Origin of the sequence: Pseudomonas sp. 37 R 15 (genome assembly GCF_900004865.1) — a bacterium.
Classification (GTDB): Bacteria; Pseudomonadota; Gammaproteobacteria; order Pseudomonadales; family Pseudomonadaceae; genus Aquipseudomonas; species Aquipseudomonas fluorescens_AM.
Map to the genome: position 1 here is coordinate 99,707 of NZ_CVTV01000018.1, position 26,623 is coordinate 126,329.

The following is a 26,623-nucleotide window of genomic DNA, read 5'->3' on the forward strand; positions in this document are numbered from 1 at the left end:
GGGGGCGGACATCATACCGGGAAAGGTCGGCGGGCCATATCACGCAAAGTGTGGTGCTTATGGCTTATAGGAATAAGGCAAAGAGGTGGAGACTGGGCGGACGCCATCGAGGGCAAGCCCCCTCCCACACTGGACCGCATTCTCATGTTGGAACGCTGTCAACTGTGGGAGGGGGCTTGCCCCCGATGGCCACGCCTCGATAATCCGCCTGGCCCTAGTCCCCACCGCCATGATTTCTCTGAAAAACCTCTTCCCCCATCGCCGCAATCTGCCCCTCGATCAATGCTTCAAAGGGTTTGAGCAGCGTCTCGAACGATGCTGGCGCTTCCAGTACCTGCAACGCTTGCACGATCGCTTCGACCGTCGACAACGCGCCCGGGCCCGGTGCCTTGCGCAGTCGATAGCGCGACACACCGCCATCGGCCAGCGTCACCCGAGGCAACGCCGCCAACAGTGGGTTCAGATGCAGCAACTTGCGCGCCTTACGCCAGGTGCCGTCGGGCACCACCAGCAACAGCGGCTGATCGTTTTGTGCGTAGGCTTGCAGGGGTTGGGCATCGTCGGCCGGAAACAACAGACGCGCCTGATAACCGGGCCGGTTCAACAGGTTCGCCAAGTCATCGAACACCTCGCCCACCACCAACTGCGCATTGTTCAACCCCAACGCCGCGAGCCGCGCGGTGTTGAGCGCGTGGTTGACCTCGCTCGGATGCTGCAGCAGCAACACACGGGTGCGACTGTCGAGACGGGGAATCAGCGGGCACAAGCAGTGGCTGACTGGCCTGAGACAACGGGGACACTGGGGTCTGGACATGTTTTTTTTCAGGCCTGGTTGAGCTGGGCTTTAAGTAGATCGCGAAAGGTCTGTATCAGCGGTTCGCGGCTTCGGCCCCGGCGCATGATCATCGAAAACGGCGCCTGGTAGCCAAAGGTGGCCGGCAGCAGCACGCGCAGGTCGCCCTTGTCGGCCCAGGCCTGGGCGTAGTGCTCGGGCAGATAGCCGATGTAGGCCCCCGACAGCACCAGGATCAGCTGCGCCTCCATGCTTTCCACGGTGGCCGCGCTGTGCTTGAAGCCGTGGCGCGCCAGTTCGGCCTGGCTCCAATAACCCCGTCCGACCATACGTTGCTGGGTGATGACCTGCTCGGGAATGCGCCGTTCATTGAACAGCGGGTGCCGGGTGCTGCAATACAGCCAGTGCTGTTCGCGGTACAGCGGCATATAGATCAGCCCGCTCATGCGGTTGGAAAACGCGCCGATGGCCAGGTCCAGGCGATTGTCCTGGACCCCCAGTTGCAGTTCATAAGGGCTCATCACCGACAGATGCAAATGAACCGCCGGGTGTTCGAGGCTGTAGGCACCGATCACCTCAGCGAACGGCAGCGCTTTGTCGCTGACGGTGGAGTCGAGCACGCCGAGCTTGAGCGTGCCGCGCAATTCGCCCTTCAACGCGGCGGCATATTGTTCGAAGCCTTCCAGCTCGGCCAATAAACGCAAGGTTTCCTGATAAAACAGCTCGCCCTTGCTGGTCAGGCTGAAGCCGCCCCGCCCGCGATGGCACAGCACCAGGCCCAACGCCGATTCCAGCTGGCTCATATAGGTGCTGATGGCTGACGTCGACAGGTTGAGTGCGTGCTGGGCGTTGGCGAACCCCTGGTGCCGCACGACGCTGACGAAGATGCGCAGCAGTTTCAGGTCGGGCAAGGCGTTGGCCATTAAATCTCCGCAGGCGCTCTCATGTGAACCGAGTTTACCCCAGGCTTTAGTTTAGAAAAATCTGAACTAAGTATTTGCCTCTGCCGATTCTTCCCTGCCCTCGCTTTTTACAGAATCGGCCACCTGATAAACACAACAACGATGAGGCAATCCCGTGGACAAGATTTTCCACCAACCACTGGGCGGCAACGAAATGCCGCGCTTCGCCGGCATCGCCACCATGATGCGCCTGCCCCACCTGCAAACGGCCAAGGGCCTGGACGCGGCCTTTATCGGCGTGCCCCTGGACATCGGCACCTCGCTGCGCGCCGGCACCCGCTTCGGACCTCGGGAAATTCGCGCCGAATCGGTGATGATCCGTCCGTACAACATGGCCACCGGTGCTGCGCCGTTCGATTCGCTGTCGGTTGCGGATATCGGCGACGTGGCGATCAATACCTTCAATCTCCTCGACGCCGTGCGCATCATCGAACACGCCTACGATGAAATCCTCGAGCACGACGTCATCCCCATGACCCTGGGCGGCGATCACACCATCACCCTGCCGATCCTGCGGGCGATCCACAAGAAACACGGCAAGGTCGGGCTGGTGCATATCGACGCCCACGCCGACGTCAACGACCATATGTTCGGCGAGAAAATCGCCCACGGCACTACCTTCCGCCGCGCCGTGGAAGAGGGTCTGCTCGATTGTGACCGCGTGGTGCAGATCGGCCTGCGTGCCCAGGGCTACACCGCCGAAGACTTCAACTGGAGCCGCAAGCAGGGTTTCCGTGTGGTCCAGGCCGAAGAATGCTGGCATCACTCGCTCGCGCCGTTGATGGCCGAAGTGCGCGAAAAGGTCGGCGGCGGCCCGGTGTACCTGAGCTTCGACATCGATGGCATCGACCCGGCCTGGGCACCGGGCACCGGCACGCCGGAAATCGGCGGGCTGACCACCATCCAGGCGATCGAGATCATTCGTGGCTGCCAGGGCCTGGACCTGATCGGTTGTGATCTGGTGGAAGTTTCGCCGCCCTATGACACCACCGGCAACACCTCGCTGCTGGGTGCCAACCTGCTGTATGAAATGCTCTGCGTACTGCCTGGCGTGACACATCGCTGATGAACGATGAGCAGTTCCAAAAACAATGAAAACAGTGTCTTCACACTAACAGTCAAGGGGATCGCACAGATCCCCAACCACTGATGTACCTGACCTTGGCTCGCACGTTTGCCGAGCCGACTGCCGCCTGATCGTCCATAAAAAATATAATCGGAGAATCAACGCCATGGCTTTGGATCTATTCGTCGTACTCATCTACACCGCCGGCATGCTGGTGCTCGGCTACTACGGCATGCGCCGCGCCAAGACCCATGAAGATTACCTGGTGGCCGGACGCAACCTGGGGCCTTCACTGTACATGGGCACCATGGCCGCCACGGTATTGGGCGGCGCCTCCACCGTCGGCACCGTGCGCCTGGGTTATGTGCATGGTATTTCCGGTTTCTGGCTGTGCGCCGCACTGGGCGCGGGGATCATTGCGCTGAACCTGTTCCTGGCCAAGCCGCTGTTGAAGCTGAAAATATTCACCGTCACCCAGGTCCTGGAGAAACGCTACAACCCCATGGCTCGCCAGGCCAGTGCAGTGATCATGCTGGCTTACGCACTGATGATTGCAGTGACCTCGATCCTGGCCATCGGCACTGTGCTGCACGTGCTGTTCGGCATGCCGTTCTGGATCTCGGTGCTGCTGGGCGGTGGCGTGGTGGTCGTGTATTCGACCATCGGCGGCATGTGGTCGCTGACCCTGACCGATATCGTGCAGTTCGTGATCAAGACGGTGGGGCTGATGTTCATTCTGTTGCCGATCTGCCTGTACCGCGTCAGCGGCTGGGATGAACTGGTGGCCAAACTGCCGGCATCGAGTTTCAGCTTCACCGCGATCGGTTGGGACACGATCATGACCTACTTCATGATCTACTTCTTCGGCATCCTGATCGGCCAGGATATCTGGCAGCGCGTATTCACCGCCCGCGACGAAAAAGTTGCCCGGCACGCCGGCACCTTCGCCGGGTTCTATTGCATTGTTTATGGCCTGGCATGCGCATTGATCGGCATGGCGGCGCATGTGCTGATCCCGGACCTGGACAACGTCGACAACGCGTTCGCGGCCATCGTCAAAGCCTCGCTGCCGGACGGCATTCGCGGCCTGGTAATTGCTGCTGCCCTGGCGGCGATGATGTCCACGGCCAGCGCCGGCTTGCTCGCCGCCTCCACCGTGCTGACCGAAGACCTGTTGCCACGTTTGCGCGGCGGCAAGCAGTCGAGCCTGGGCGTCAACCGCTTGTTCACCTTGCTGACCGGCATCGCCGTGCTCGGCATCGCACTGGTGGTGAACGATGTAATCAGCGCCCTCACCCTGGCCTATAACCTGCTGGTGGGCGGCATGCTGATCCCGCTGATCGGAGCGATCGTGTGGAAACGCGCGACCACCGCCGGGGCGATTACGTCGATGGGCCTGGGGTTCTTCACCGCGCTGGTATTTATGTTCAAGGATGGGCTGGATGCAAACACGCCGATTTATTACAGCCTCGCGGTGGCGTCGGTGAGTTTTGTGCTGGTGAGTGTGGTGTCGCGTAAACCGGGCTCGGTGGCGGCACGGGTGGCTTGAAACAAATGTGGGAGCGGGCTTGCTCGCGAATGCGGTAAATCAGTCAACTATTTATCGACTGACTCAACGTATTGGCAAGCAAGCCCGCTCCCACCTCAATCCCGAGTTGGCTGGGGCTCAACGCCGACGGGGACGGCGTTGCTCGTCATCGGTGCGAATCGGCACCGGCTGCAGTGGAGGCTCGATCAAGCCCAGCGCAACGCCAAGGTCATGGAGCCAGGTTTGAATTTTCTCTTTCATGATGTGCCCCCTTTGAGGGTAATGCGTGTAGGCGCCCGTTTTGTCGCCCTTTCCTACACTGATAGTAGCCCTAAGTCCTACGTATTGCTTGCGCGAAACCACAACGAACTATTACTGAATGGATCAGGATCCTGTCGAATCGTTCAAGCAATCTCGCGCCTGTCTTGCACGCTGTCTGCCTGGCTCGCCTGCTGCAACTCGATCCATGCATTGAGGTTAGCGCCGAGCATACCCTTTCGCCACATCAACCAGGTGGTGGCAGTGGCAAAAGGCCCAGTCAGCGGATGAACGGACACGCTGTCCCTGCCCGGCAGGCTGTCGAGCATGGATTCGGACATCAACGCCACGCCTGAACCGGCGATGACACAGGCGAGCATGCCTTGGTAGGACTCGATCTCGATGGCGCGGCCCATGGCCACACGCTCGTGGGAAAACCACGTCTCCAGGCGGGTGCGATAGGCGCAACTGCGGCGGAACGTGAAGACCGAGCGGCCGGCCACATCCTGGGGGCCGCGCACCGGCGGGTGGTCGGCCTCGCAAATGATCACCAGGCGCTCTTCGCACAACGGCACGCCGTCCAGCGTGGCAATCGTCAATGGACCATCCACCAGCGCCGCATCCAGCCGCCCGGTGATCAAGCCTTCCAGCAGTTCGCCGCTCGGCGCAGATTGCACCTGCAGGTTCACCCTCGGGTAAGCCTTGTGATAACGCGCCAATAGGGTGGGCAAGTGAATCGCCGCCGTGCTGTACATGCTGCCAAGGACAAAATCACCCGCCGGTTGCCCGCCCTGCACGGCGCCGTGAGCTTCGTCGTGCAGCGCCAATAGACGGGTGCTGTAGTCCAGCAGCACTTTACCCGCAGGAGAAAGTTGCAAGCGCTGGCGTTCACGCACAAACAGCTCGACGCCAAGCTGTTCTTCCATTTGCTTGAGCCGGGTCGACAGGTTCGACGGCACACGGTGCAAGCGCTCGGCGGCGCGGGTAATGGAGCCCTCCTCCGCCACCGCCTGGAAGATGCGCAGTTGACTGAACTCCATAGCCTTTCTCCAAAACTGAACAAGTTACTCACTATTATTCATTTTTACAGAAAGTCAATCCGCTTTAGCCTGAAGGTCTTCGCTTTCTCGCAGGACACTTGAACATGTCACCGTTGATTCGCTTAACCGCCAGCTTTGTCGCCCTGATGATGGCCATGGGCATTGGTCGCTTTGCCCTGACCCCGCAGATGCCGCATTTGCTCAGCGAAGGTCAGATCGACCTGACCGGCGCCGGGGTGATCGCGGCCGCCAATTACCTGGGTTACTTCGTCGGTGCGGTGGACTCGATCTTCGCCCGCAGTCATCAACATATCAAAGGCCGCTTGTACGGCGGGTTGTGGCTGTGCGTGCTGCTGACACTGGCGTCCTATTGGGCCGAGGGCTTCTGGCCCCACCTGCTGCTGCGTTTCGGCACTGGTGTCGCCAGCGCCTGGGCCCTGGTGATGATTACCAGCCTGAGCCAGCCGCTGGCGATTGCCGCCGGCCGGCCACGCCTGGGAGCGCTGGTGTTCGCAGGGCCTGGCTTGGGCATTGTGCTCACCGGACTGCTGGCGCTGGGCGCCAATCTATTGGGGAAAAGCTCCGCGACGCTGTGGCTGGTGTATGGCGCGGTGGCACTGGCGATGCTGCTGGCGATCCTGCCCTTCCTGCCGAAGCCGACCACACTGGCTGCACCCGCCTCCACCGCCGGCAATAACGGCAGCATCGCGCACTTGGGCTGGATCTACTTCCTGTACGGCCTGGGCTACATCATTCCAGCGACCTTCCTGTCGCAGATGGCCAGTGCGCAGTTCAAGGGCGCCTGGCAGGCCGACGTGTTCTGGCCGTGCTTTGGCCTGGCCGCAGCGATGGGCGTGGTGATTGCCAGCCTGCGCCGCAAGGACCCGAACACCACCCGGCGCTGGCTGATGACCACGCTGTGGCTGCAAGCGGCCGGCGTATTCACTTGCCTGCTGGGCAATGGCTGGGGGCTGGCGTTGGGGGTGTTGCTGTGCGGAGCACCGTTTCTGGCCTGCATGCAATTGGTCATGGCGCGCCTGCGCGAGATAGCGCCCCACGGCTACCAGCGCAGCACCGGGTTGTTGACGGCCAGCTTTGCCATTGGCCAATTGAGCGGGCCGCTGCTGGCCTCGGTGAGCAGCCACTTGAGCGGCGGCCTGCAACCGGCGTTGGTGATTGCCGGTTGCGGCCTGTTGGTGGCGGGCGGTGTAGTGCTCAGCCAGCGACCACAGGGGTGGGCAAACGCACCTGCTCACGCCGCGCCAGTACCAGAAAAAACAGCCCACCCAGGAAGCAGCCGGTAAACCAGGCGAAATTGGCCATGCCTTGCAACGCCGGCGTGAAGGTGATGGCGACGCCCACCAGCGTCGCCGGCACCAGGGCCTTGACCGCCGTCCAGTTCACTCCGCCGTCGAAGTAATAGCGCCCGCTCGGACTGTCATCGAACAGCGCATCCACGTCGATGCGCTGCTTTTTGACCAGGTAAAAATCCACCAGGAGGATGCCGAACAGCGGCCCGATAAACGCGGCCAGGATATCCAGGGTGTAGTGAATCATCAGCGGGTTATTGAACAGGTTCCATGGCGTGATAAAGATCGACGCCACGGCCGCGATCATTCCACCCGCACGCCAGCTGATTTTATTCGGCGCGATGTTGGCGAAGTCGAACGCCGGCGAGACAAAGTTGGCGACGATATTGATGCCGATAGTGGCGGTGACGAAAGCGAAGGCGCCCAGCAACACGGCCATGCTGTTGTCGATACGCGACACGGTGGCGATGGGGTCGTGCAACATTTCGCCAAATACTGGCAAGGTGCCCGAGACGATCACCACAGTTACCAGGGAGAATGCCAGGAAGTTCACCGGCAGCCCCCAGAAGTTGCCCCGGCGCACGTCCTGCATGCTGCGGCAGTAGCGGCTGAAATCGCCAAAATTCAGGGTAGGCCCGGAGAAGTACGACACCACCAGCGCCGTCGCCACGATCACCTGGCCGAACGCCTGCCAGCCCGACAGCGATTTTTCCACCAGGGTAAAGCTGATATTTGCCCAGCCCGCTTTCCACACAATCCAGCCGGCCAGGGCAAACATCACCGCGTACACCACCGGGCCGGCCCAGTCGATAAAGCGGCGGATGGACTCCATGCCGGCCCAGAACACAGCGGCCTGCAGCACCCACAGGGTAAGAAAGCCGAACCAGCCCAGGTACGACAACCCGGCAAAGTGCGGCTCGGCATACACGGCCATCGACGGAAAAAAGCGCAGCACCACAATGATCAAGGCACTCGACGCCAGGTACGTCTGAATCCCGTACCAGGCAACCGCGATCAGGCCACGGATCACCGCAGGAATATTTGCGCCAAATACACCAAATGCCAGTCGGCAAATCACGGGATAAGGTACCGCCGCTTGCTGACTCGGCTTGGCCACCAGGTTGGCGATCAATTGCACAATGCAAATGCCCGCGAGCAAGGCAATCAACACCTGCCAACTGGCCAGCCCCAGGGCAAACAGACTGGCGGCGAACACGTACCCGCCGACGCTGTGCACGTCGCTCATCCAGAAGGCGAAGATGTTGTACCAGGTCCATTTTTGCGGCAGTGGACCCAGGTCCTGGTTATACAGGCGTGGGCTGTAGCCTTTGGGCAATGGGTCGGTCATCGCGAAACTCCTCGAAATATCGCCCTGCGCTGCCGTAGCGATATGCATACGGTAGGCAATACGGGTTGTATACGAGGTAGTCAGCAGAATGCGTGCCAACGGCACACAATACCTGTGGAACGGCGCTCCAAAGACACTATGATGGTTTAGATAAAACAGTTATGCGCAGCAACGGTGCACGACAATCCTGTACACAATCACTGGCGCACCCGTTGTGCACAGAGGTAGCCGACTGTGCAACAGATCGCTGTGAGAACAGTCCCCCACGCCATGTCCATTACCGCCAAGCCGGCGGACCAGCCTTGCAGTGTGGCCCAATTGCTCAGGTCGTAAGTGCCATAGGCCACCAACCCAAGCAAGGCGCCCAAACGCGCAGCGCGTTGCCAGCTCGCGCTGGGCAGAACAACGAAGATCACGCAACCGAGGACATACAGCAGATAGAACACGACGGCGGGCAACAGTCGGGGCTGATCGAGCATCAGCGAGCCGAGCAGGCTCTTATAGGTAGGGCCCATGAGGACGCCCAGCCAGAGCCCGTCCAGCACCAGAAAGGCGACCAGCGTGCCGAGGTAGGCAAACAGCGTTTTCTTAGACATTTGACCGGTCCACTGTAGGAGCAAACATGCTCCTACAGCAGAGCCAGGCGCACTCAGCTTAGTTCAATGCGATCGGCATGAATCACAATCTGCCCCTGCTTGTAGAGCGCACCAATAGCCTTTTTGAAGTTGCCTTTGCTCACGCCGAACAAGTTGCTGATGACGGCGGGATCGCTTTTATCACTGACCGGCAAGGTGCCGTTGTTGTCACGCAATTTGGCGAGGATCTTCGAGTTGAGGCTCGAAGCCGCTTCCTGGCCAACCGGCTGCAGGCTCAGGCTGATGTTGCCATCGGCGCGGATCTCTTTGATAAAGCCTTTCTCTTCCTTGCCCGGGCGCAGGAACTTGAACACTTCGTTCTTGTGGATCAGGCCCCAGTGCTTGTTGTTGATGATCGCCTTGAAGCCCATGTCCGTGGCTTCGGCCACCAGCAGGTCGACTTCCTGGCCCACCTGGTAATTGGCCGGCGTTTTGTCCAGGTAGCGATCAAGGCGCGCGGTGGCGGTGATGCGCCGGGTGTGCTTGTCGAGGTAGACATGCACCACGCAGTATTCACCGGCGCTCAACTGACGTTTTTCTTCCGAATAGGGCAGCAACAGATCCTTGGGCAGCCCCCAATCGAGGAACACACCGATGCTGTTGACTTCCACCACTTTCAAACTGGCAAATTCGCCCACTTGCACTTTGGGTTTTTCCGTGGTGGCGATAAGTTTGTCATCACTGTCCAGATAAATGAAAACGTTGAGCCAGTCTTCATCTTCACTGGGAATGTCTTTGGGGATATACCGATTAGGCAAGAGGATTTCACCGTCCTGCGCACCATCCAGGTACAAACCGAAGTTAGTGTGTTTAACCACTTGCAAGCTGTTGTAGCGCCCGACTAAAGCCATTTCCAGATACCCTCATTGCGTGGGCGGCATTCTACCCGAGTTGAGCCAGACACGCGCGCGCGCCTGAAAAATCCGCGGGCTGACGTGGCGCGCCAATGGCACCGCCCGCTCGTCTGATCAATCCTGCGAATTTTACCCGCGGCCAGCATCCGTACGTCTCAAGCTTTCGAATTAAAACAGTCAGTTAGCGGGTTAATGGGTTGATCAAGTTCGGTCTTTTGCAGACGCGACATTTAATTCCTCGGGGATATTTGCCAAGCAATTGTCAAGTATTTCCTGTACGATGCCTGGCCAAGTTAATTTTCTACAGGTTAGTGGCCGCCATGCGCGTAAAAGCATCCAACAGCAAAGCAAAGCCAGCTCCCGCCGTTGAAACCAGCGAATCGATCAACAGCCAGATTGCTGCGTTCCTCAAGTCCGGTGGCGAAATCCAGCAAATTGCCAAGGGCGTGAGCGGCCAGACTTTCGGCCCGTCCAAGCAGATCAGCCTGGGCAAGAAGTAATACCTGCGCAACGCACCTGGTCCCTATGCGTCTTGCCTTCAAGGCGCTAGGACTAGAGCCCGAAACACCTTCGCAACACCTTGATCCTCACATCAATCGACGAACGGGCCTCACCTGCGAGCTTTCGCCGGTATCCTTGCACACGTCTAGCACGGGCATCTGCTCGTCTTTCTTCGTCACTGCTCCTCGCTTTTCATGGAGTGAAGCATGCTCAAATCCTGCATTCTACTGGTCAGCGCGCTTGTCGCTTGTCCGCTCGCCGACGCGCAGATTTTTCAGCGCGAATTGGGCGACTTCGACCTGAAATTGGGCACCACTCCCAGCCGCAGCATGGCACAGGGCCTGGTCAAGCCGACCTCCCCCGGCAGCGATGCGTTCCATGGCGGGCTGGACCTGAGTCACGACAGCGGCCTGTACGTCGGCCAGTTTTCACCGAACATGGGGTTGTCCTCGCCCAGCACCCTTGAAGTCGACTCCTATATGGGCTTCAAACACCCCTTCGACCAGACCCTGGGCTACGAAGTGGGGTTGATTCACTACAGCTACCCCAAGGTCAGCCCCCTCGACAGCCAGGCGTTTTATGGTGGCCTCAACCTGCTGGGCAACCGTTTCGGCGTGTCCTTCAGCAACGACCCCGACCGCCAGGACAGCACGCTGTTTGCCGACCTCGGCGGCACCCAGCCGTTCGGCATCGGCGTCAGCATGAAGTACACCACCCATCAACTGGGCACACCGGTGTCGGTGGAGAACGGCGCCATCAGCAGCTTCAGCGACTGGTCGGTGCAACTTTCCCGGGCCTGGAAAGGGGTCGACCTGGACCTGATCTACAGCGACTCCAGCCTCAGTGGCGGTGACTGCTCGGCCTACTCCGGACACAATTCGCAATGTGACGGTCTGTTGACCTTGAAGGCTGTTCGGTCGTTTTATTGATGGGCTGAACTGTCGCACCCTGTGCAGGTTCACATGCATTAACCCCACCCGTGCAAGGAACCGCCCATGTTGCGTCGGCTCAAACTTCTGGTGTTATTGCTGACCCTGAGCCTGGTGCTCGCCGGCTGCAATCGCGTGGGCCTGGCCTACCGTAATCTTGACGTGATCATCCCCTGGACCCTCAGCGACTATCTGGAGATGAATGCCGGGCAGAAGAGCTGGTTCAACGACACACTCAAGGAGCACCTGACCTGGCACTGCACCACGCAATTGCCGGGTTACCTGGACTGGCTGGACCGCCTGCAACAGATGGTCGACAGCAATCAGGTCACCGACGCCGCCTTGCAGGCCCGCACCGTCGAAGCCAAACAGGCCATCGCCGAGATCGCGCGTGAAATCACCCCGTCTGCGGTTCAACTGCTGCAAGGCCTGGACGATCAGCAGGTCAAGGAGATGAACGACGCCCTGGCCAAAGACCTGCGCAAACGCCAGGACGAATACCTCAAGCCGCCGTTGGCCCAGCAGATCAAGGAGCGCGCCGAGCGCATGAGCAAGCGTCTGGACGCCTGGATCGGCCCACTCAGCGCCAGCCAGCAGCAGCGGGTGATGGCCTGGTCTGTGGCGCTGGGGGATCAGAACAACGCGTGGATCGGCAACCGTGCCCACTGGCAGGCGCAGTTCAGCGAGGCGGTGCAGCAGCGCAACAGCGCTGAGTTTGCGCAAAAAATGCAGCGATTGTTGGTCGATCGGGAAAGCCTCTGGACACCGCAATACCGTGCTGCCTATGCACAGACCGAAGCTGCGGCGCGTAGCCTGATCGTGGATTTGATGGCGCAGAGCACTGAGCAACAGCGCATGAAGCTGAGCCAGAAAATCGACAAGGTTCGCAGCGACTTTCAGGCCCTCAAATGCCTCAAGGCTGCCTCTGCGTGATGTGGGAAAGGGCGTGCTCTCGATAGCAGCGGGTCAGATTCTTCTCAGCGACTGACAAACTGCTATCGGGGGCAAGCCCTACCGCCATCTGTAGGAGCGAGCTTGCTCGCGAAAAAAACGTCAACGATAACGCGTGCTGTCTGAATGAGCGCGGCGCCTGTGAGTTTTTCGCGAGCAAGCTCGCGCCTACACTGACCGGGATTGGGGCAAGCCCCGTCCCACAGGGTTGTGCGAGGTCTTCAGATCGCGCCGCCGGCAATTGCCGCCTTGGAGGCCACGTGATCGAAGGTCGCTTCGTCCAGCGCATCTTCCTGCTGGTCCAGCACATGGCGTGGATGGTGTTCGCCTGGAATGGAACTGTCGATCAGGGAGAGCAGGCTAGAACCGCGCGGCGTCAAAATGAAGTTCTCCCCATTGCCGCCTTCCTCCTGCGGACGCGATTCGATAAACCCACGCTTGAGCAACAGCGCTTCGTAATCGGCAGCAGTCTTTTTCAGCGTATCCAAGTTACCTACGGACTCGCCCGCCGTGGCTTTCTCGGCGGCTTCCTGCTCGGCGTACTTGCGCGGGGCAAAGCTGCCCTCACCATTCTGCACTTCGTGCAGCAGACGTTCGATCAGATCCCAGTTGTAAGTCGTCATCCTGATTCCTCCTGCAGGCCCACGAAAAAGTAGCCCGTCTGCAGGTGTGACACGCCAGGTCGGCCGCCGTTCAGCCGGATCGACGGCTGTCATTTCGCTGAACTTTCCCGACGTTCGCCCCCTCAACCGTACACAATCGCCAAGGAGGTCCCCGATGAAAACCCTGATGAACCTGGCCATCGCCGCCACGCTGCTGAGCACGCTGCCCGCCTGGGCCTGCACGCCGGAAGAAGCCACCGCCAAGCGTGAGCAACTGGCGCGGGAAGTCACCCAGCTCACTGAGCAGAACCCGACCAAGGCCAAAGAGATGAACGACGAGTTGCAGAAAATGGACCTGGACACCGAAAGCGCGGAATTCCCCGACAAGTGCCAGTTGATCGATGCCCGGCTCAAGGAACTCAAGGAAGCGGCGGCCAAAGCCAAAAGCTGAATGCAGGAGTGGACGCGGAGCGTCCTGGGAACGGTCAAAAAAAAACCGGACATCGTCCGGTTTTTTCATATCAACCGATCTTATTCGGCAGCCGGCGTTTCCGGCTTGCGGCGCTTGAGCGGGGCCATGCCGTCCTTGCTGACGAGCGACAGGTTGTCGGTCTTCGGCCGGTTGGCGATCTTGCGCTTGGTCGGCGACTTGGCGCCGGCTTTCTTCTTGTCGCCCTTGGCGTCGGTCTTTTTCTTCTTCACCCCAACCGCCTTGCCCGAGGCCTTGACCTTCTTCGGCCCGGTGTAGGTGCCTTTGACTTCCTTGATGGTACGGCGCTCGAATGATTGCTTGAGGTAGCGCTCGATGCTCGACATCAGGTTCCAGTCGCCGTGACAGATCAGCGAGATGGCCAGGCCATCGTTGCCGGCACGCCCGGTACGGCCGATACGGTGCACGTATTCGTCGCCGCTGCGCGGCATGTCGAAGTTGATCACCAGGTCCAGGCCATCCACGTCCAGACCGCGCGCGGCGACGTCGGTGGCGACCAGGATCTTCACGCCGCCGGCCTTGAGGCGGTCGATGGCCAGTTTGCGATCCTTCTGGTCCTTTTCGCCGTGCAGCACGAACGCCTTGTATTCCTGCGCCACCAGCCGGCCGTAGATACGGTCGGCAGCGGCGCGGGTGTTGGTGAAGACGATGGCCTTCTGATAGGTCTCGTTGGCCAGCAGCCAATTGAGGATCTGTTCTTTATGCACGTTGTGGTCAGCGGTGACGATCTGCTGACGCGTGGTCGCGTTCAGGTCGCTGACGTTGTTGACCTGCAGGTGCTCGGGGTTGTTCAGCACCTTGGCGACCATGTCGCGCAGGGTCGAGCCGCCGGTGGTGGCGGAGAACAGCATGGTCTGCTGGCGGTTGACGCACTCGGCCACCAGGCGCTGCACGTCGTCGGCAAAGCCCATGTCGAGCATGCGGTCGGCTTCGTCAAGCACCAGCACTTCGACTTCCTTGAGGTCAAGGTTACCGGCATTGAGTTGCTCGATCATGCGGCCCGGGGTGCCGATCAGGATGTCCGGCACCTTGCGCAGCATGGCGGCCTGGACCTTGAAATCTTCACCGCCGGTGATCAGGCCGGACTTGATGAAGGTGAACTGCGAGAAGCGCTCCACTTCCTTCAAGGTCTGCTGGGCCAGCTCGCGGGTCGGCAGCAGGATCAGGGTCTTGATGCTGACGCGGACTTTGGCCGGACCGATCAGGCGGTTGAGAATCGGCAGGACGAAAGCAGCGGTCTTGCCGCTACCGGTTTGCGCCGTCACCCGCAGGTCACGCCCCTGGAGCGCGAGCGGAATGGCCGCTGCCTGCACAGGCGTAGGCTCGACAAATTTAAGCTCGGCCACGGCTTTGAGCAGGCGTTCGTGCAGGGCGAATTGGGAAAACACGGGTGCTACCTCGAAGAAATACAAAATATCAGCTGCATAGGTTACCGGTTTCGGGCGTCCAAACCGAGTTTCTTTACGCGAACGGTGCTAATCAGCTGCTTTTTTGTCAGCGATTTTGTCCGTGGCGTCAACTTTGTTGCACTTAAATGCTCTAATCGGCCCGTGTTGTCTTACAGAAGAATCGGTTAACCCATGGATATCAAACAGCTCTGGCTCAACGTCCAAGACCTCTGGGGCGCCCTCGATGAACACCCGGTCCTGCATTCCAGCCTCGGCTTGCTGGTACTGCTGGTGGTGGCCTTGGTGGTAGGGCGTGTGGCACGTTACCTTATCCTGCACGCGGTCAAGTTACTTGGCCGGCAACCGGCGCTGCACTGGCTTAACGATCTGCGGCATAACAAAGTCTTCCATCGCCTGGCGCAGATGACGCCGTCCCTGGTGATCCAGTTCGGCCTGTACCTGGTGCCGGACCTGAGCAAGACCGCCATCCTGTTCATCGGCAACGTGGCCCTGGCGATCACCATCCTGTTCATGGTGCTGGCGATAAGTGCCCTGCTCAACGCGCTGCTGGATATCTACGCACGCACCGAACATGCGCGCACCCGCTCGATCAAGGGCTATGTGCAGCTGGCAAAGATGGTGCTGTTCGTGTTTGGTGCAATCATCATCGTCGCCACCCTGATCGACCGTTCGCCGCTGTTGCTGCTATCGGGCCTGGGTGCGATGTCGGCAGTGATCTTGTTGGTGTACAAGGACACGCTGCTGTCGTTCGTCGCCAGTGTGCAATTGACCAGCAACGACATGCTGCGGGTCGGCGACTGGATCGAAATGCCCCAGGTCGGTGCCGACGGGGATGTGGTGGATATCACCCTGCACACGGTCAAGGTGCAGAACTTCGACAAGACCATCGTCTCCATTCCCACCTGGCGCCTGATGTCCGAGTCGTTCAAGAACTGGCGCGGCATGCAGGCCTCCGGCGGCCGGCGCATCAAGCGCAGCCTGTTCATCGACGCCAGCGGCGTGCGCTTTTTGCGCGATGACGAAGAAGAGCGCATGACCCAGGTGCACCTGCTCACCGGCTACATCGGTCGCAAGCAGGCCGAACTCAAGGCCTGGAACGAGGCCCAGGGCCACAGCGCGCAACTGTCGGCCAACCGCCGCCGCATGACCAACCTGGGGACCTTTCGCGCCTATGCCCTGGCGTACCTGCAAAGTCACCCGGACATCCAGCCGAACATGACCTGCATGGTGCGCCAGATGCAGACCACCGCCCAGGGCGTGCCGCTGGAAATCTACTGCTTCACCCGCACCACGGCGTGGGCGGACTACGAGCGCATCCAGGGGGATATTTTCGATTATTTATTGGCGGTGTTGCCGGAGTTCGGCTTGAGCCTGTATCAGCAGCCGAGCGGCACGGACCTGCGCAGCGGGCTGTTTGCGATGACGCAAAATGCCAACGCCGCGCAAACCCTGGAGCACTGACAACCTGAGCTGCGAGGGGCTTGACCGGCCCCTCGCAGTGGCCGCTACTTAAGTTGGAACTGCGGGTCACCGGTCAATTGGTAAAGGTACTCCACACCCTTCGGCCAAGGCCCATACCCCGCGTCGCCGCTGATATGGCCGGCGTCCTGCTCCCACACCAGTTCACTGCCCCATGCCTCGCCGAACGCTTTCGCCCGCTCCTGGGTGACGTAGGGATCGTTGGTGCTCGCCACCAGGATCGTGCGAAAAGGCAGGCGCTGCATCGACATCGGCGTAAAACCGGTGGTGCCCGACGGATACGAGTCCGCCTCGGTATCGCTCGGCGCCACCAGCAAGGCGCCCTTCACCTTGTTCGACTGCGGATACTGCGCCGCCCAGCGGGTGATCAGGGTAATCGCCAGGCTGTGCGCGACCAGCACAACGTCGCTGTCGGCCGCCTCTATCGCCTGATTCAGGCGCGCCACCCAATCGGCAGCGACCGGTGTTTCCCAGTCCTGCTGCTCCACCCGCTGCAAACCGTGGAACTGACGCTCCCATTGCGATTGCCAATGGGCTTCACCGGAGTTGAACAGGCCCGGCAGGATCAAAACGTTGACTGTCATCTTCCCTCTCCCTCAAGACCTTTCATACACGACCAAAAAACCACTGCACTGCAAAAAACACCAGCACACCGATAAAACTCGACAACAACATACGCCGAGTCAGGAAAAACAACACAAACACCGCTACAGACCCTAGCAGATAAGGGTTTTGCACACTGAAATCGATGGCCGTCCCGGTGGGCACCAGCATCGCCGGCACCACCAACGCCGCCAGCACCGCCGGAGGCACCGCGCCCAATACCGTCTTGGCCAGCGGTGACAGCTCGCGCTGCCCCCATAGCACCAGGGGCAGGTAGCGTGGCAGGAACGTGCAAAGGCCCAAACCGAAAATCAAGATCCAGGTAGTCATTTCACAGCTCCTTGGCGCGACGTTTTTCCAACACTTCACACAGCACACCCATCGCGGCGCCCGCGACGGTGGCGATCAACAAGCCCAGGTTGTAAGGCAGCGCGACAAACAGCAGCGCCACCACCCCGGCACAGCTCACCGTGGCCCATACCTTCCAGTTGACCAGGGTGGACGCCAGCATGGCGACGAACACTGCGATCATCGGGAAATCCAGCCCGTGCTGAATCAGGTCGGGCAACGAGGCACCGATGGCGATACCGATCACGGTCGCCACCATCCAGTTCACATACATGGCCAGGGAAGCACCCGCATAGAACCATTGCCAACCCGGATAGGCCTCGTGGTGTTTCTTGAATCGATCCAGCATCACGAAGAACACCGCGTCGATCATGCCGAAGGCCAATACCGCACGCCAGCGCTGCGACAAGTGGCGGGTGCTGGAACGCAATACCGTGCTGTAGATCAACAGGCGCAGGCTGAGCACCAGGCCCGTCAGGAGCAACACCGACGCGGCCGCATCCTGCTGCAGCAACTTGATGGCAATGAACTGCACCGTGCCCGAGTTCAGGACCATGGCGAGCGCCAACGTCTTGGCTTCCCCCAGGCCGCTGGTCATGCCGAAGGCACCGCCCAGCAGCCCCATGGGAAATGCCGACACCAGAAACGGAATCATCGCCTTCGCCCCGGCGGTCAGCTCTTCCCGGCGATTGGGCATCGGGCCGGCATTGAGCGCGACGGCGCCCGCTGCCACCGCCGCGTCCTGTACAAACGACTCTTTATGGGTCATGTCGATTCCTTATTGATGAGTACGTGGGCTGCTGGTCAGGCAGGCCGCGTTGATCACGGCAGCCACCGCTTCGGGGCGAGTCCGGCAGAAGTAATGCCCACCGTCGTCGATCACCTGCAGCGACACGTCCTGGCTGAACAGACTCCAACGCTGATAGCGCTCGGCGAAGTCAGCAGTCATGCCATCGTCACGCGTCACCACCACGGTCAGCGGCGCCACCAGGGTTCGGTCGCGCCACGCCTCCTCGGCATCGGCCAGGTACAGATTGGCCACCGTGGCGTCATGGCGGAAAGCACGGATCAAGGTGGCCGACTGTTGCTCATTCATCTGTGCCAGTTCCTGGTAGCCCGTTTCGCCGACCATCCAGTTCAACACTTGCTCATGGCTCAGCGCCTGGGTTTGCGCGGTGCGCTGGCGCGTCGACTCGGCGTCGTCGAGTAACTTGCCACCAATGAACAGCCGGGAAATCGTACGCCCCTGCCCTTCAAGCAATCGCGCGGTTTCCAGCATCAGCGCCGCACCGACGCAATGCCCCCAGAACAACAGCGGTACACCCGGCGAAGTCTGCTCAATGGCGCGGGCGATGCGTTGCGCCGCTTCCTGCACATCCAGCAGCGGCTCATCGGCACGGGTGATGTCGTGCCCCGGCAGTTCGACCGCAAAGAGATCCCGCTCAGCGCCATCCGCCGCCAATGCCTGGCCCAGGTCGCGGAAGTTGATGGCGTTGCCGCCCGCATAGGGGAAACACACCACCGCAGCGCTGGCGTGACTGCACGGTGGTGCCAGGCGCTGCAACACGCTCTGTACATCCCCCGCGCCGGCATCGATGGCGTCGGCCAGGGGCTTGAGCGTGGAGTGGCGCATCAGGTTGGGAATCGAGATCAAGCCTTCAGACACCAGCGCGACGCGAATCGCCGCCATCGAGGTACCGCCCAGCTCGAAGAAGTTGTCCTCAAGCTGGATGCTCTCTACCGGCACTCCGAGCACTTGCGCCCACACCTGGGCAATACGCCGCTCGGTGGGTGTGTGCGGGGCCAATGGCGTGGCGCCTGACCCGGCACCCTGGGGCTTGCTCGCCCGCGCAAAGGTCATGACCTCGCCGGCCCGGGCCTGATTCAACAATTGCGCCTGTTCAGGGCTCGGCAGCGGGATGGCATCGTGGGGCGCCTGACGGTCACGGGTCATCAGTTCGAACGCCTGACGGTAGTAATCCCCCATCTGTTCGACGTATTGCGCACTGAAAACGTGGTCGTGGTAGTGCAGGCTCAGATGGACCTCGTCGGTGGAAAAATGCCGGGAGAATTCGGCACGCAGCACGAACTCGGTTTCAGAGTTGGCGCGTACGTCCAGCAGGTCGAACTCCGGCAGGCTCTCCAGGTCCTTGAGCAAATAGAAGTGGGTGTAGTTGAACGCGGTTTCGAACAGGGGTTGTTGGGTGCCCATGTCTTGCTTGATCTGCGCCATCGGGTAACGGCGGTGCGGCAGCAGGTCGGTTTCGGCGTTGTACACCTGCTGGATCAATTGCGCCCACGACCCCTTGGCGATCTTCACCCGCAGCGGCAGGGTATTGAGGAACAGGCCAATCGCCCGCGTCGCCCCATCCACCTCGGGACGCCCACTGTGCTCATAGCCGACCAGCACGTCATTGTCGGCGGTCAGTTCGCTCAGGACCTTCAGGTGCGCGGCCATCAACACGGTTTTGACCGGCACATTCAGGGCATCGGCCAACGCAATGATTCGCTCCGACAGCCCGGTGTCGATCTTCACTTCATGGAACACCACCGATAAGCCGTCCGTCGGCTGTTCAGCTTGCAGGCGCGGCAGTTGGGTAAACCGCGCCTCCTCCATCAGGTCGTGCCAGAACTGACGGTCGGCAACGCTGGCCAGCGACTGCTGCTCCAGGCCCATGTAGTTGCGCAGGTGGTTATCGACCAGCGGCTTGTCGTACGTGTTGCCCTTGAGCAGGCTGTAGTAGATGTCGAACAACTGCGTGTGTACCAGCGTGATGCTCCAGCCATCCAGGGCCGAGTTGTGCTGGCTGAGCACATAACGATACAGCGTGTCGCTCAGCACATGCACATGCAGGCGCACCAGTCCGGCATTTTCCCAGACAAAACGGTGGGCCTTTTCGTCTTCGAGCCATTGCTGGTACCACTGTTCCTGGGCCTGCTCGTCCATGCCACGCAGGTCCGCCATCGTCAGCGGCAGCTCCACGTCCCGATTGACCATCTGGATGAACTGGTCGAAGCCGGACAAATGATAACTGGTGCGGAAAATCGGATTACGCTGCACCAGAATCCGCACGGCTTGCTCGAATACGGCCAAATCAATTGCGCTTTTGATCGTGTAGCTGATGATGTCGTGATACTGCGCAGTGCCGAAACTGAGTTCGTTCTGGAAGATCAGTCCGGCCTGCAGCATGGACAACGGGTAGGCGTCTTCGGCGCTTTCGGGCAAGCGTTCGCGGTCCGCAGGGCTCAGCAGTTCATAAGGTTCAAACGTATGGCGAACCTGTTCGCCGCCAGTGCCGGACGCCAGCCCCTCCACCAGTTGAGCGACGGTCGGACGGGCAAAGAAGTCCTGGAAGGTGAAGTCCATGCCTTGGGTACGCGCCCGGGCCAGGATGGTCACGAAGTGGATGGAGTCACCCCCCAGTGCGAAGAAGTTGTGATGCACGCCAATCGGGCGCACGCCCAGCACGTCTTCCCAAATGCCCACCAGCAAGGTCTCACTGGCGTTGCGCGGCGCCACGTACTCCGTGTCGTCGGCGTTGGTCAACTGCGGGTCCGGCAGTGCTTTTCGATCCAGCTTGCCGCTGGGTGACAACGCGAAGGCCTCAAGCACGGTCAGGTGGGTGGGCACCATATAGTCGGGCAAAAACTGCCCGAGGAAGCTGCGCAGTTGCGCCAGGTCCAGGGTGTGCGGCGCCTCGACATAGCCGCACAGCGATTGGGTCTCGCCGAGGGTGCGCACCACGACCACCGCCTCACGCACCTGGGGAAAAGCGCGCAGGCGGCTTTCGATTTCACCTAATTCGATGCGCAGGCCGCGCAGTTTGACTTGGTTATCGATACGTCCCAGGTATTCGATTTCCCCGTTCGGCAACCAGCGTGCAAGGTCGCCGGTACGGTAGATACGCGACTCGCCCGCCACCGGCTGCTCGACAAAACGCTCGGCCGTCAACGCCTCGCGCTGATGATAGCCACGGGCCAAACCGGCACCGGCAATGCACAGCTCGCCGGGCACACCGACCGGCAGGGGCTGAAGGTTCGCCCCCACAATGTGCAGGCGCGTGTTATCGATGGGTTTGCCGATGGGCACCAAGTGACTCAGGTTGCGCCCGCAGCAGTTGAAGTAAGACACGTCCACCGTGGCCTCGGTAGGCCCGTACAAGTTGATCAGGGCCGTGGCGTGGGTGTCGAACAGCAGCGTTTCAAACAACCGCACCTGGTGCACGCCAAGCGCTTCGCCACTGGCGAACACCTGGCGCAGGCTCGCCAACCGGGCGCCGGAACGGGCGCTCTGCACATACCCGAGGAACGCGTTCAACATCGACGGCACGAAGTGCAGCGTCGTGACCCGATGGGCCTCAATAGTGCTGACCATCGCCTCCGGGTCACGCTCCGCGCCCGGTGCCAGCAGGCACACCGTCGCGCCCTCGATCATCCACCAGAACAGTTCCCATACCGATACGTCGAAGGCAATCGGGGTCTTCTGCAAAATCACATCGCCAGGGCCGATAGGATAGGCACGCTGCATCCAGGCCAGGCGATTGACCACCGAGTGATGCTCCACCATCACGCCCTTGGGCTGACCGGTAGATCCGGAGGTGTAGATGACGTAGGCGAGGTTGCGCGAATCGCCCACCACCGCCAGCGCCTGGTCGTCGGCCGCGTACACAGCGGCATCGGCCAGGTCGATGACCTGCTGTTCGCGGTCCGCCGACTCGCTCAGCAGGTGCGTCTGCGCCAGAATCAGCTGGGCGCCACTGTCATTGAGTACATAGTCAATCCGCGACTGCGGATAGTTCGGGTCGATGGGCAGGTACGCCCCGCCCGCCTTGAGCACAGCCAGAATCGCCACCAGCATTTCGTTGGAGCGCTGGGCCACCACCGCCACCACCTGGTCACGGCACACGCCGCGCTCGACGAGGGTGCGGGCCAGTTGGTTGGCCCGTTTATCCAGTTCGGCAAAGGTCATTTGCCCAGCGTCAGAGACCACTGCAACAGCCTCGGGGCGCTCCTGCACCTGACGAGCGAACAGCGTTTCGATCCTCACGTTCTGGTCGTAGGCCTGCTCGGTGGCATTGACCGTACTCAGAAAATCCACATCGCGGGCGGTCATCAGGTCGAGGTTCGCCAACGGCGCTTGAGGCGCACTCAAGACCTGCGCCAACAGTTCCTCCAGGTGCATGGCCACCCAGCGCAGCGTGGCGGCCTCATATTTGCGCTGATCGAAGTGGATCGTCAGCTCGACCTGCTCGGCGCCGACGTTAAAGCTGAACAGCGTCGCTACGTCCAGACGCTGTGCGAGGCCGGGCTTTTGCGGATGAGCGATTTCCACGGCCACGTCGAAAAACGGACTCTGGCCTTCGGTTTCCGGCAGTGAGAGTTCGTCGGCAAACAGCGCGAGCGGGTAGTCACTGTGCTCGATGGCGCCCAGTACGCGGCTGCGCACCTGGTCCAGCAATTGTTTGAAGCTGGTGTCGCTGTGCAGGCTGGCGTGCAGGGGGAACGCCAGGTTCTGCGACGCGACAAGGCTCGGTTCGAAGCTGGCCGGCAGACCGACCACCAGCACTTCGTGGCGCGTGTAGACCTGCAGCAGGGCGATCACCGCCGCCGTCAACAACACTTGCTGGCTGGCCTCGTTGCCTCGGGTCACCTTGATGACCTGGGCCGAGACCTCGCCACGCAAGGCGAGCGTCAGCGCGCTCTGGCGCGGTTCACCGGCCAGCGACGTGTCGACTGGAAAACCGGTTCTACTCCAGTCCAGGTTGAACAGTTCGCGCCAGTAAGCGGCTTGTTTCGGGCGCTGGGCCGCAGCGACCTTAAGTTGACCAAGGGTTTCAATCGATTGCATCACAAGCTCCGGGAATTCAGAAACAGAAGTCGATAGTGGGCAGTTCAACGGCCTGTTCGGCCGGCTCGGTGATCAGCAGCGCATCCAGGCGTTGCGATGGGTCGGCCAACAGCGCGTCCAGGATTGCCAGGTAGGTGTCGCGAAAACTGCCGATGGTGGGCGCCAGAAACAGATCGCTGCTGTACATCCAGGCGGCGCTCAGTTGCTGCGGCTGTTCGCTGATCTGCAAATTGAGTTCGAAGATCGTGCTCTGCGTCGCCTCGGGTACCCAGCGGGGCTGGCCACCGAGAAAGTCGAGCGCTTCGAGGTCGGTGTTCTGCAGGGCAAACAAACTGTCGAACAACGGGTTGCGGTTGGGCTCGCGCACCAGCGGCAAGCTTTTCACCAGGCCATCGAAGGGGTAGATCTGATGATCGAACGCCTGGTTGGCATGTGCGGCCACGTCCTGAAGGTACTGGTCGAAGCGCAGCTCCCCGGCAAGTGCCAGGCGCAGGCACACGGTGTTGACGAACATGCCTTGCAGCGCTTGGGTTTGCGCCAGGTTGCGACCCGACACAGGCGTGCCCACGGTCACGTCCCGCGCCATGCTCACCCGCCCCAGGAACAGCCCATAGCCGGCCAGCAGTACCTGAAACAGGGTCACCCTGTGTTCGCGCGCCAGGGTGCGCAACGCCAGGGTGCGCTCGCTGCCGAGCTCGAAATCCAACCGGCCACCGGCAGTGGAACGCTTGTGCGAACGCGGGTGATCACAGGGAATGTCCAGCGGTTTGAACGGCACCTGATACACCTGCTGCCAGTACGCACCGGCGTGCGCCAACAGCGGTGCAACCGTGTCCTGCGTCATCCACTGGGCGTAGTCCTTGTACTGCAATACCGGCTGGGCGACCGGCCGGCCGTCATAGGCCAGGGCCCATTCGCGGAACAACAACGCCAGGGAGAAACCGTCGGTGATCAGATGGTGGATATCCAACACCAACGCGACGCCGCCACTGTGACGTACCACGGCCACACGCCATAGCGGCGCCTCGCTCATCGCGAACGGCCGCACGAACTGGCCCAGGAAAGCCTCGGCCGTGCCGGCGTAATCATGCACGGGCAGCTCGACCGGCACTCGCGCCTGAATCCGTTGCCAGGTCGTGCCGTCTTCCTGCAGGAACTCCGTGCGCAATATCTCGTGGCGTTGCACAAGCGCCTGCAACGCTTCCGACAATTTCGGCACGTCCGGCATCTGGGCAAGCGGCACGATCATGGGCAGGTGGTAGTGCGTGGCGCGCTCGTCCTTCATTTGTTCGATATAAACGCGCTGCTGTTGGGCTGAGGCCTGATAGCGCGGCTGTTCATTCGCAACGCTGATGTTCCCGGGCAACAATGCCGCACGCCCAGTGTTGGCATCCAGGTACGCGGCGATCCCGGCCACGGTCGGCGTCGCCAGCAACTGCGCCACCGGGCAGCGCCAGCCCAGGGTTTGTTCAATACGACCGGCCAGCAGGGTCGCCGTCAACGAACTGGCGCCCATGTCGTACAAGCTGGCATGCACCCCTACCGCAGGCATTCCCAATGCATCGGCCCACAGCTGTACCAATGCGCGCTCAGTGGCCGTGTCGGGCGCCGTACTGTCGAGCCCGCCGCCGATGAAGTCCGCGGGTTCGGGCAGCGGCAGTGCCGCTCGGTCGACTTTGCCGTTGGTCGTCAGCGGCAGATTCGCCAACCGGATAAACGCCGCAGGTACCATGTGCGCCGCCAGCTTGCACGCCAGCGCCTGCCGCACGCGATCAACGCAGCCACCCGGTTCCAGCGCCAGATACGCCACCAGGACGCGCTCCTGGGTTACCGCTTGTTTGTGCACCTGTACCAGGGCCTGGCGTACGGATTCGAGTGCCAGCAACTGTTGTTCGATCTCGCTGGTCTCCACCCGGAAACCCCGGATTTTCACCTGATGGTCACGCCGGCCGAGAAATTCGATGCTGCCGTTTTCCTGCCAGCGCGCCATGTCGCCGGTCCGGTAGACCAGGCGCCCGCCGATGCCCGCCTCGCTGCGGAACGCCGCCTGAGTCAGATCCCCTCGATTCAGGTAGCCCAGGCCCAAGCCGTCGCCGCCCACATAGAGTTCGCCCTCGACGCCGATCGGTACGGGGTGACCTGCGCGATCGAGGATGTAGGCCGTCGAGTTGGCGATGGGACGCCCGATGGAAATGTGCAGGCCGTCGGCCTGCGTCACCGTGCACGCCGTGGAAATTACCGCGTTTTCAGTCGGCCCGTAGGCGTTGATCAGGCGCAGCGGCGCACAGGCACTCAACACGCGTTGAACATGCAGAGGGGAAATGACATCCCCTCCAATCACCAACTGCTGCAGGGGCTTGAACAGCGCGGGGTCCTGTGCGGCCAGCTGGTTGAACAGCGACGTGGTGATGAGCGCGCAGGTGGTCTGGTGAGTGGCGAGGAAGCGACCGAGCGCCGTCGCGTCAAGTAAGACGTCGCGATCGACAAGTTGCAGGCAGCCACCGTTGAGCAGCGCGCCCCAGACTTCGAACGTCGCGGCATCAAAACCGATGGCGCCCGCCTGGAGCATGCGGGTGTATTGGTCCAAAACCACGTAGTCGGGGTTACACACCAGGCGCATCACGCCTCTGTGCGTAACGATCGCGCCCTTGGGCTGGCCCGTCGTGCCGGAGGTGTACATCACGTAAGCCGCGGCTTCGGCACGTCCAGGCGCCGACATCAGCGAGGCTGCGCACGCTTGGCCGTCGAGTTCGCCCACGTTGAGGGTGCGCCCGCTGAAGACCCCGCCGCCCTGCCGGCGTTGGGCGCTGTCGACCAGCAAGTGCCCGGCGCCGCTGTCTTGCAGCAAGAAATTGATCCGGTCTTCGGGATAGTCCGGATCAATCGGCAGGTAGACAGCGCCGACCTTGAGAATCGCCAGGGTCGCCACCACCATGGCAGGGATACGCGGCATCAGCAGCGCCACCACCTGACCGGCCACCACCCCTTCTGCCCTTAAACGTGTGGCGAGGCGATTGGCCTGCTGATCCAGCTGCAGGTAGGTCAGGTGCTGATCACGGTGCATGACCGCACACCGCTCGGGAAACCGCGTGGCAATCGCGGCAAAGCGCTGCTCGATGGTCAGGTCGGACGGGTAGCTGCGGGTCGTGCGATTGAACCCTTCGAGCACTTGCCTCGCCTGCTCGGGCGGCAACGCGTGCAGCTGGCTGATGGGGCGGTCGGGCGCTTGTGCCAGTTGACGATAAACCTGCGCCAGGTGTTCGAGATAACGCTCGAAACTTTGCCCATCGAGCGTCAGGTCGCTGCGCAGGCACAGGTGCTGATCGGCCCAGGTCAGCGTGATTTCCTGCCCGCTGCCGGGCGGCGCATCGGGCGCGGTGGCGACCACATACCGCGCAGTCGCAGGCAAGGCCGCCAGGTGCGCCTCGATCTGCTCGGCCAGGACCGAACACGCCTGAGCGGGATCGAGATCCAGCTCCAGCACCGCTCCCGGTCCGTGCGTCAGCCGCGGATGCAACGTGACCCGCGATTGGCGCGTGTACACCTGAATCAGCACCGACCATCCGGCCAACAGCCACGCCGGGCTGAGGCCGCTTGCACCGATGTCCGCCAGCGCCAGGGTGCGCTTGCAGACGCCGCAGTCATTAAGCTCTGGGGAAGTCGACATCA

Annotated in this window: 22 protein-coding genes; 8 read left to right on the forward strand and 14 right to left on the reverse strand. The window is 61.3% G+C overall.

What is annotated here, in order from left to right:
• Window positions 1-214 precede the first annotated feature (214 nt).
• Together BFQ04_RS04340 and BFQ04_RS04345 are read right to left on the reverse strand one after the other, a co-directional pair.
• Window positions 215-814: a tRNA-uridine aminocarboxypropyltransferase gene (locus BFQ04_RS04340; RefSeq protein WP_065949733.1), complete on the reverse strand. Its 600-nt coding sequence runs from the start codon at window positions 812-814 to the stop codon at window positions 215-217.
• 8 nt (window positions 815-822) lie between these two features.
• The gene (locus BFQ04_RS04345) at window positions 823-1,716 is read right to left on the reverse strand and encodes a LysR family transcriptional regulator (protein WP_065949734.1); all 894 of its coding nucleotides are present in this window, start codon (window positions 1,714-1,716) and stop codon (window positions 823-825) included.
• Window positions 1,717-1,870: 154 nt separating this feature from the next.
• Here BFQ04_RS04345 and speB point away from each other — a divergent pair, with 154 nt between their 5' ends.
• Window positions 1,871-2,821 (forward strand): agmatinase, encoded by a 951-nt coding sequence (gene speB, locus BFQ04_RS04350; RefSeq protein WP_065949735.1) that lies wholly within the window; start codon window positions 1,871-1,873, stop codon window positions 2,819-2,821.
• A 166-nt stretch (window positions 2,822-2,987) separates the two neighbouring features.
• Window positions 2,988-4,370 carry a sodium:solute symporter gene (locus tag BFQ04_RS04355; protein ID WP_065949736.1) on the forward strand — a complete coding sequence of 461 codons (1,383 nt, stop codon included), beginning with the start codon at window positions 2,988-2,990 and terminating at the stop codon, window positions 4,368-4,370.
• Window positions 4,371-4,487: 117 nt separating this feature from the next.
• On the opposite strand, the gene BFQ04_RS29895 is transcribed toward BFQ04_RS04355, so the two are convergent.
• Entirely contained in the window at window positions 4,488-4,610 is a 123-nt protein-coding gene (locus tag BFQ04_RS29895) for a PA1414 family protein (protein ID WP_017737772.1), read from the reverse strand.
• Window positions 4,611-4,753: 143 nt separating this feature from the next.
• Window positions 4,754-5,647 carry a putrescine utilization regulator PtrR gene (locus tag BFQ04_RS04360; RefSeq protein WP_065949737.1) on the reverse strand — a complete coding sequence of 298 codons (894 nt, stop codon included), beginning with the start codon at window positions 5,645-5,647 and terminating at the stop codon, window positions 4,754-4,756.
• Window positions 5,648-5,751: 104 nt separating this feature from the next.
• Between BFQ04_RS04360 and BFQ04_RS04365 the strand changes: the two genes are divergently transcribed.
• On the forward strand, window positions 5,752-6,951 hold the full coding sequence (locus tag BFQ04_RS04365; RefSeq protein WP_065949738.1) for an MFS transporter: 1,200 nt from the start codon (window positions 5,752-5,754) through the stop codon (window positions 6,949-6,951).
• On the opposite strand, the gene BFQ04_RS04370 is transcribed toward BFQ04_RS04365, so the two are convergent.
• The 3 genes from BFQ04_RS04370 to BFQ04_RS04380 form a co-directional block, all read right to left on the reverse strand.
• Window positions 6,863-8,305: an NCS1 family nucleobase:cation symporter-1 gene (locus BFQ04_RS04370; protein ID WP_065949739.1), complete on the reverse strand. Its 1,443-nt coding sequence runs from the start codon at window positions 8,303-8,305 to the stop codon at window positions 6,863-6,865. The two genes, BFQ04_RS04365 and BFQ04_RS04370, sit on opposite strands and share 89 nt — an antisense overlap.
• 197 nt (window positions 8,306-8,502) lie before the next feature.
• Window positions 8,503-8,901, reverse strand: a complete 399-nt coding sequence (locus BFQ04_RS04375) for a DUF2177 family protein (protein ID WP_065949740.1) — start codon at window positions 8,899-8,901, stop codon at window positions 8,503-8,505.
• A gap of 53 nt (window positions 8,902-8,954) precedes the next feature.
• Window positions 8,955-9,791 carry a CvfB family protein gene (locus tag BFQ04_RS04380; protein WP_065884480.1) on the reverse strand — a complete coding sequence of 279 codons (837 nt, stop codon included), beginning with the start codon at window positions 9,789-9,791 and terminating at the stop codon, window positions 8,955-8,957.
• Window positions 9,792-10,114: 323 nt separating this feature from the next.
• Here BFQ04_RS04380 and BFQ04_RS04385 point away from each other — a divergent pair, with 323 nt between their 5' ends.
• From BFQ04_RS04385 to BFQ04_RS04395, 3 genes are all read left to right on the forward strand, one after another.
• Window positions 10,115-10,294: a hypothetical protein gene (locus BFQ04_RS04385; protein ID WP_003193095.1), complete on the forward strand. Its 180-nt coding sequence runs from the start codon at window positions 10,115-10,117 to the stop codon at window positions 10,292-10,294.
• A 207-nt stretch (window positions 10,295-10,501) separates the two neighbouring features.
• On the forward strand, window positions 10,502-11,224 hold the full coding sequence (locus tag BFQ04_RS04390; RefSeq protein WP_065949741.1) for a TorF family putative porin: 723 nt from the start codon (window positions 10,502-10,504) through the stop codon (window positions 11,222-11,224).
• Between the two features lie 66 nt (window positions 11,225-11,290).
• Entirely contained in the window at window positions 11,291-12,157 is an 867-nt protein-coding gene (locus tag BFQ04_RS04395; protein WP_065949742.1) for a DUF6279 family lipoprotein, read from the forward strand.
• A gap of 239 nt (window positions 12,158-12,396) precedes the next feature.
• Here the strand turns inward: BFQ04_RS04395 and BFQ04_RS04400 are convergent, their stop codons facing one another.
• Window positions 12,397-12,798: a transcriptional regulator gene (locus BFQ04_RS04400; protein WP_065949743.1), complete on the reverse strand. Its 402-nt coding sequence runs from the start codon at window positions 12,796-12,798 to the stop codon at window positions 12,397-12,399.
• A 154-nt stretch (window positions 12,799-12,952) separates the two neighbouring features.
• Between BFQ04_RS04400 and BFQ04_RS04405 the strand changes: the two genes are divergently transcribed.
• Entirely contained in the window at window positions 12,953-13,228 is a 276-nt protein-coding gene (locus BFQ04_RS04405) for a hypothetical protein (protein WP_065949744.1), read from the forward strand.
• Window positions 13,229-13,308: 80 nt separating this feature from the next.
• On the opposite strand, the gene BFQ04_RS04410 is transcribed toward BFQ04_RS04405, so the two are convergent.
• Window positions 13,309-14,655, reverse strand: a complete 1,347-nt coding sequence (locus BFQ04_RS04410) for a DEAD/DEAH box helicase (protein ID WP_065949877.1) — start codon at window positions 14,653-14,655, stop codon at window positions 13,309-13,311.
• Between the two features lie 192 nt (window positions 14,656-14,847).
• Here BFQ04_RS04410 and BFQ04_RS04415 point away from each other — a divergent pair, with 192 nt between their 5' ends.
• Window positions 14,848-16,137: a mechanosensitive ion channel family protein gene (locus tag BFQ04_RS04415; protein WP_065949745.1), complete on the forward strand. Its 1,290-nt coding sequence runs from the start codon at window positions 14,848-14,850 to the stop codon at window positions 16,135-16,137.
• A gap of 44 nt (window positions 16,138-16,181) precedes the next feature.
• Here the strand turns inward: BFQ04_RS04415 and BFQ04_RS04420 are convergent, their stop codons facing one another.
• The 5 genes from BFQ04_RS04420 to BFQ04_RS04440 are packed head-to-tail and all read right to left on the reverse strand — an operon-like array spanning window position 16,182 to window position 26,621.
• Window positions 16,182-16,739: an RBBP9/YdeN family alpha/beta hydrolase gene (locus BFQ04_RS04420; protein ID WP_065949746.1), complete on the reverse strand. Its 558-nt coding sequence runs from the start codon at window positions 16,737-16,739 to the stop codon at window positions 16,182-16,184.
• A gap of 22 nt (window positions 16,740-16,761) precedes the next feature.
• Window positions 16,762-17,088, reverse strand: a complete 327-nt coding sequence (locus BFQ04_RS04425; protein ID WP_065949747.1) for an AzlD domain-containing protein — start codon at window positions 17,086-17,088, stop codon at window positions 16,762-16,764.
• 1 nt (window position 17,089) lies between these two features.
• On the reverse strand, window positions 17,090-17,875 hold the full coding sequence (locus tag BFQ04_RS04430; protein ID WP_083217916.1) for an AzlC family ABC transporter permease: 786 nt from the start codon (window positions 17,873-17,875) through the stop codon (window positions 17,090-17,092).
• Between the two features lie 9 nt (window positions 17,876-17,884).
• Window positions 17,885-22,954 (reverse strand): non-ribosomal peptide synthetase, encoded by a 5,070-nt coding sequence (locus tag BFQ04_RS04435; RefSeq protein ID WP_065949748.1) that lies wholly within the window; start codon window positions 22,952-22,954, stop codon window positions 17,885-17,887.
• Between the two features lie 16 nt (window positions 22,955-22,970).
• Window positions 22,971-26,621 carry a non-ribosomal peptide synthetase gene (locus tag BFQ04_RS04440; RefSeq protein ID WP_175413246.1) on the reverse strand — a complete coding sequence of 1,217 codons (3,651 nt, stop codon included), beginning with the start codon at window positions 26,619-26,621 and terminating at the stop codon, window positions 22,971-22,973.
• Window positions 26,622-26,623: the final 2 nt, after the last annotated feature.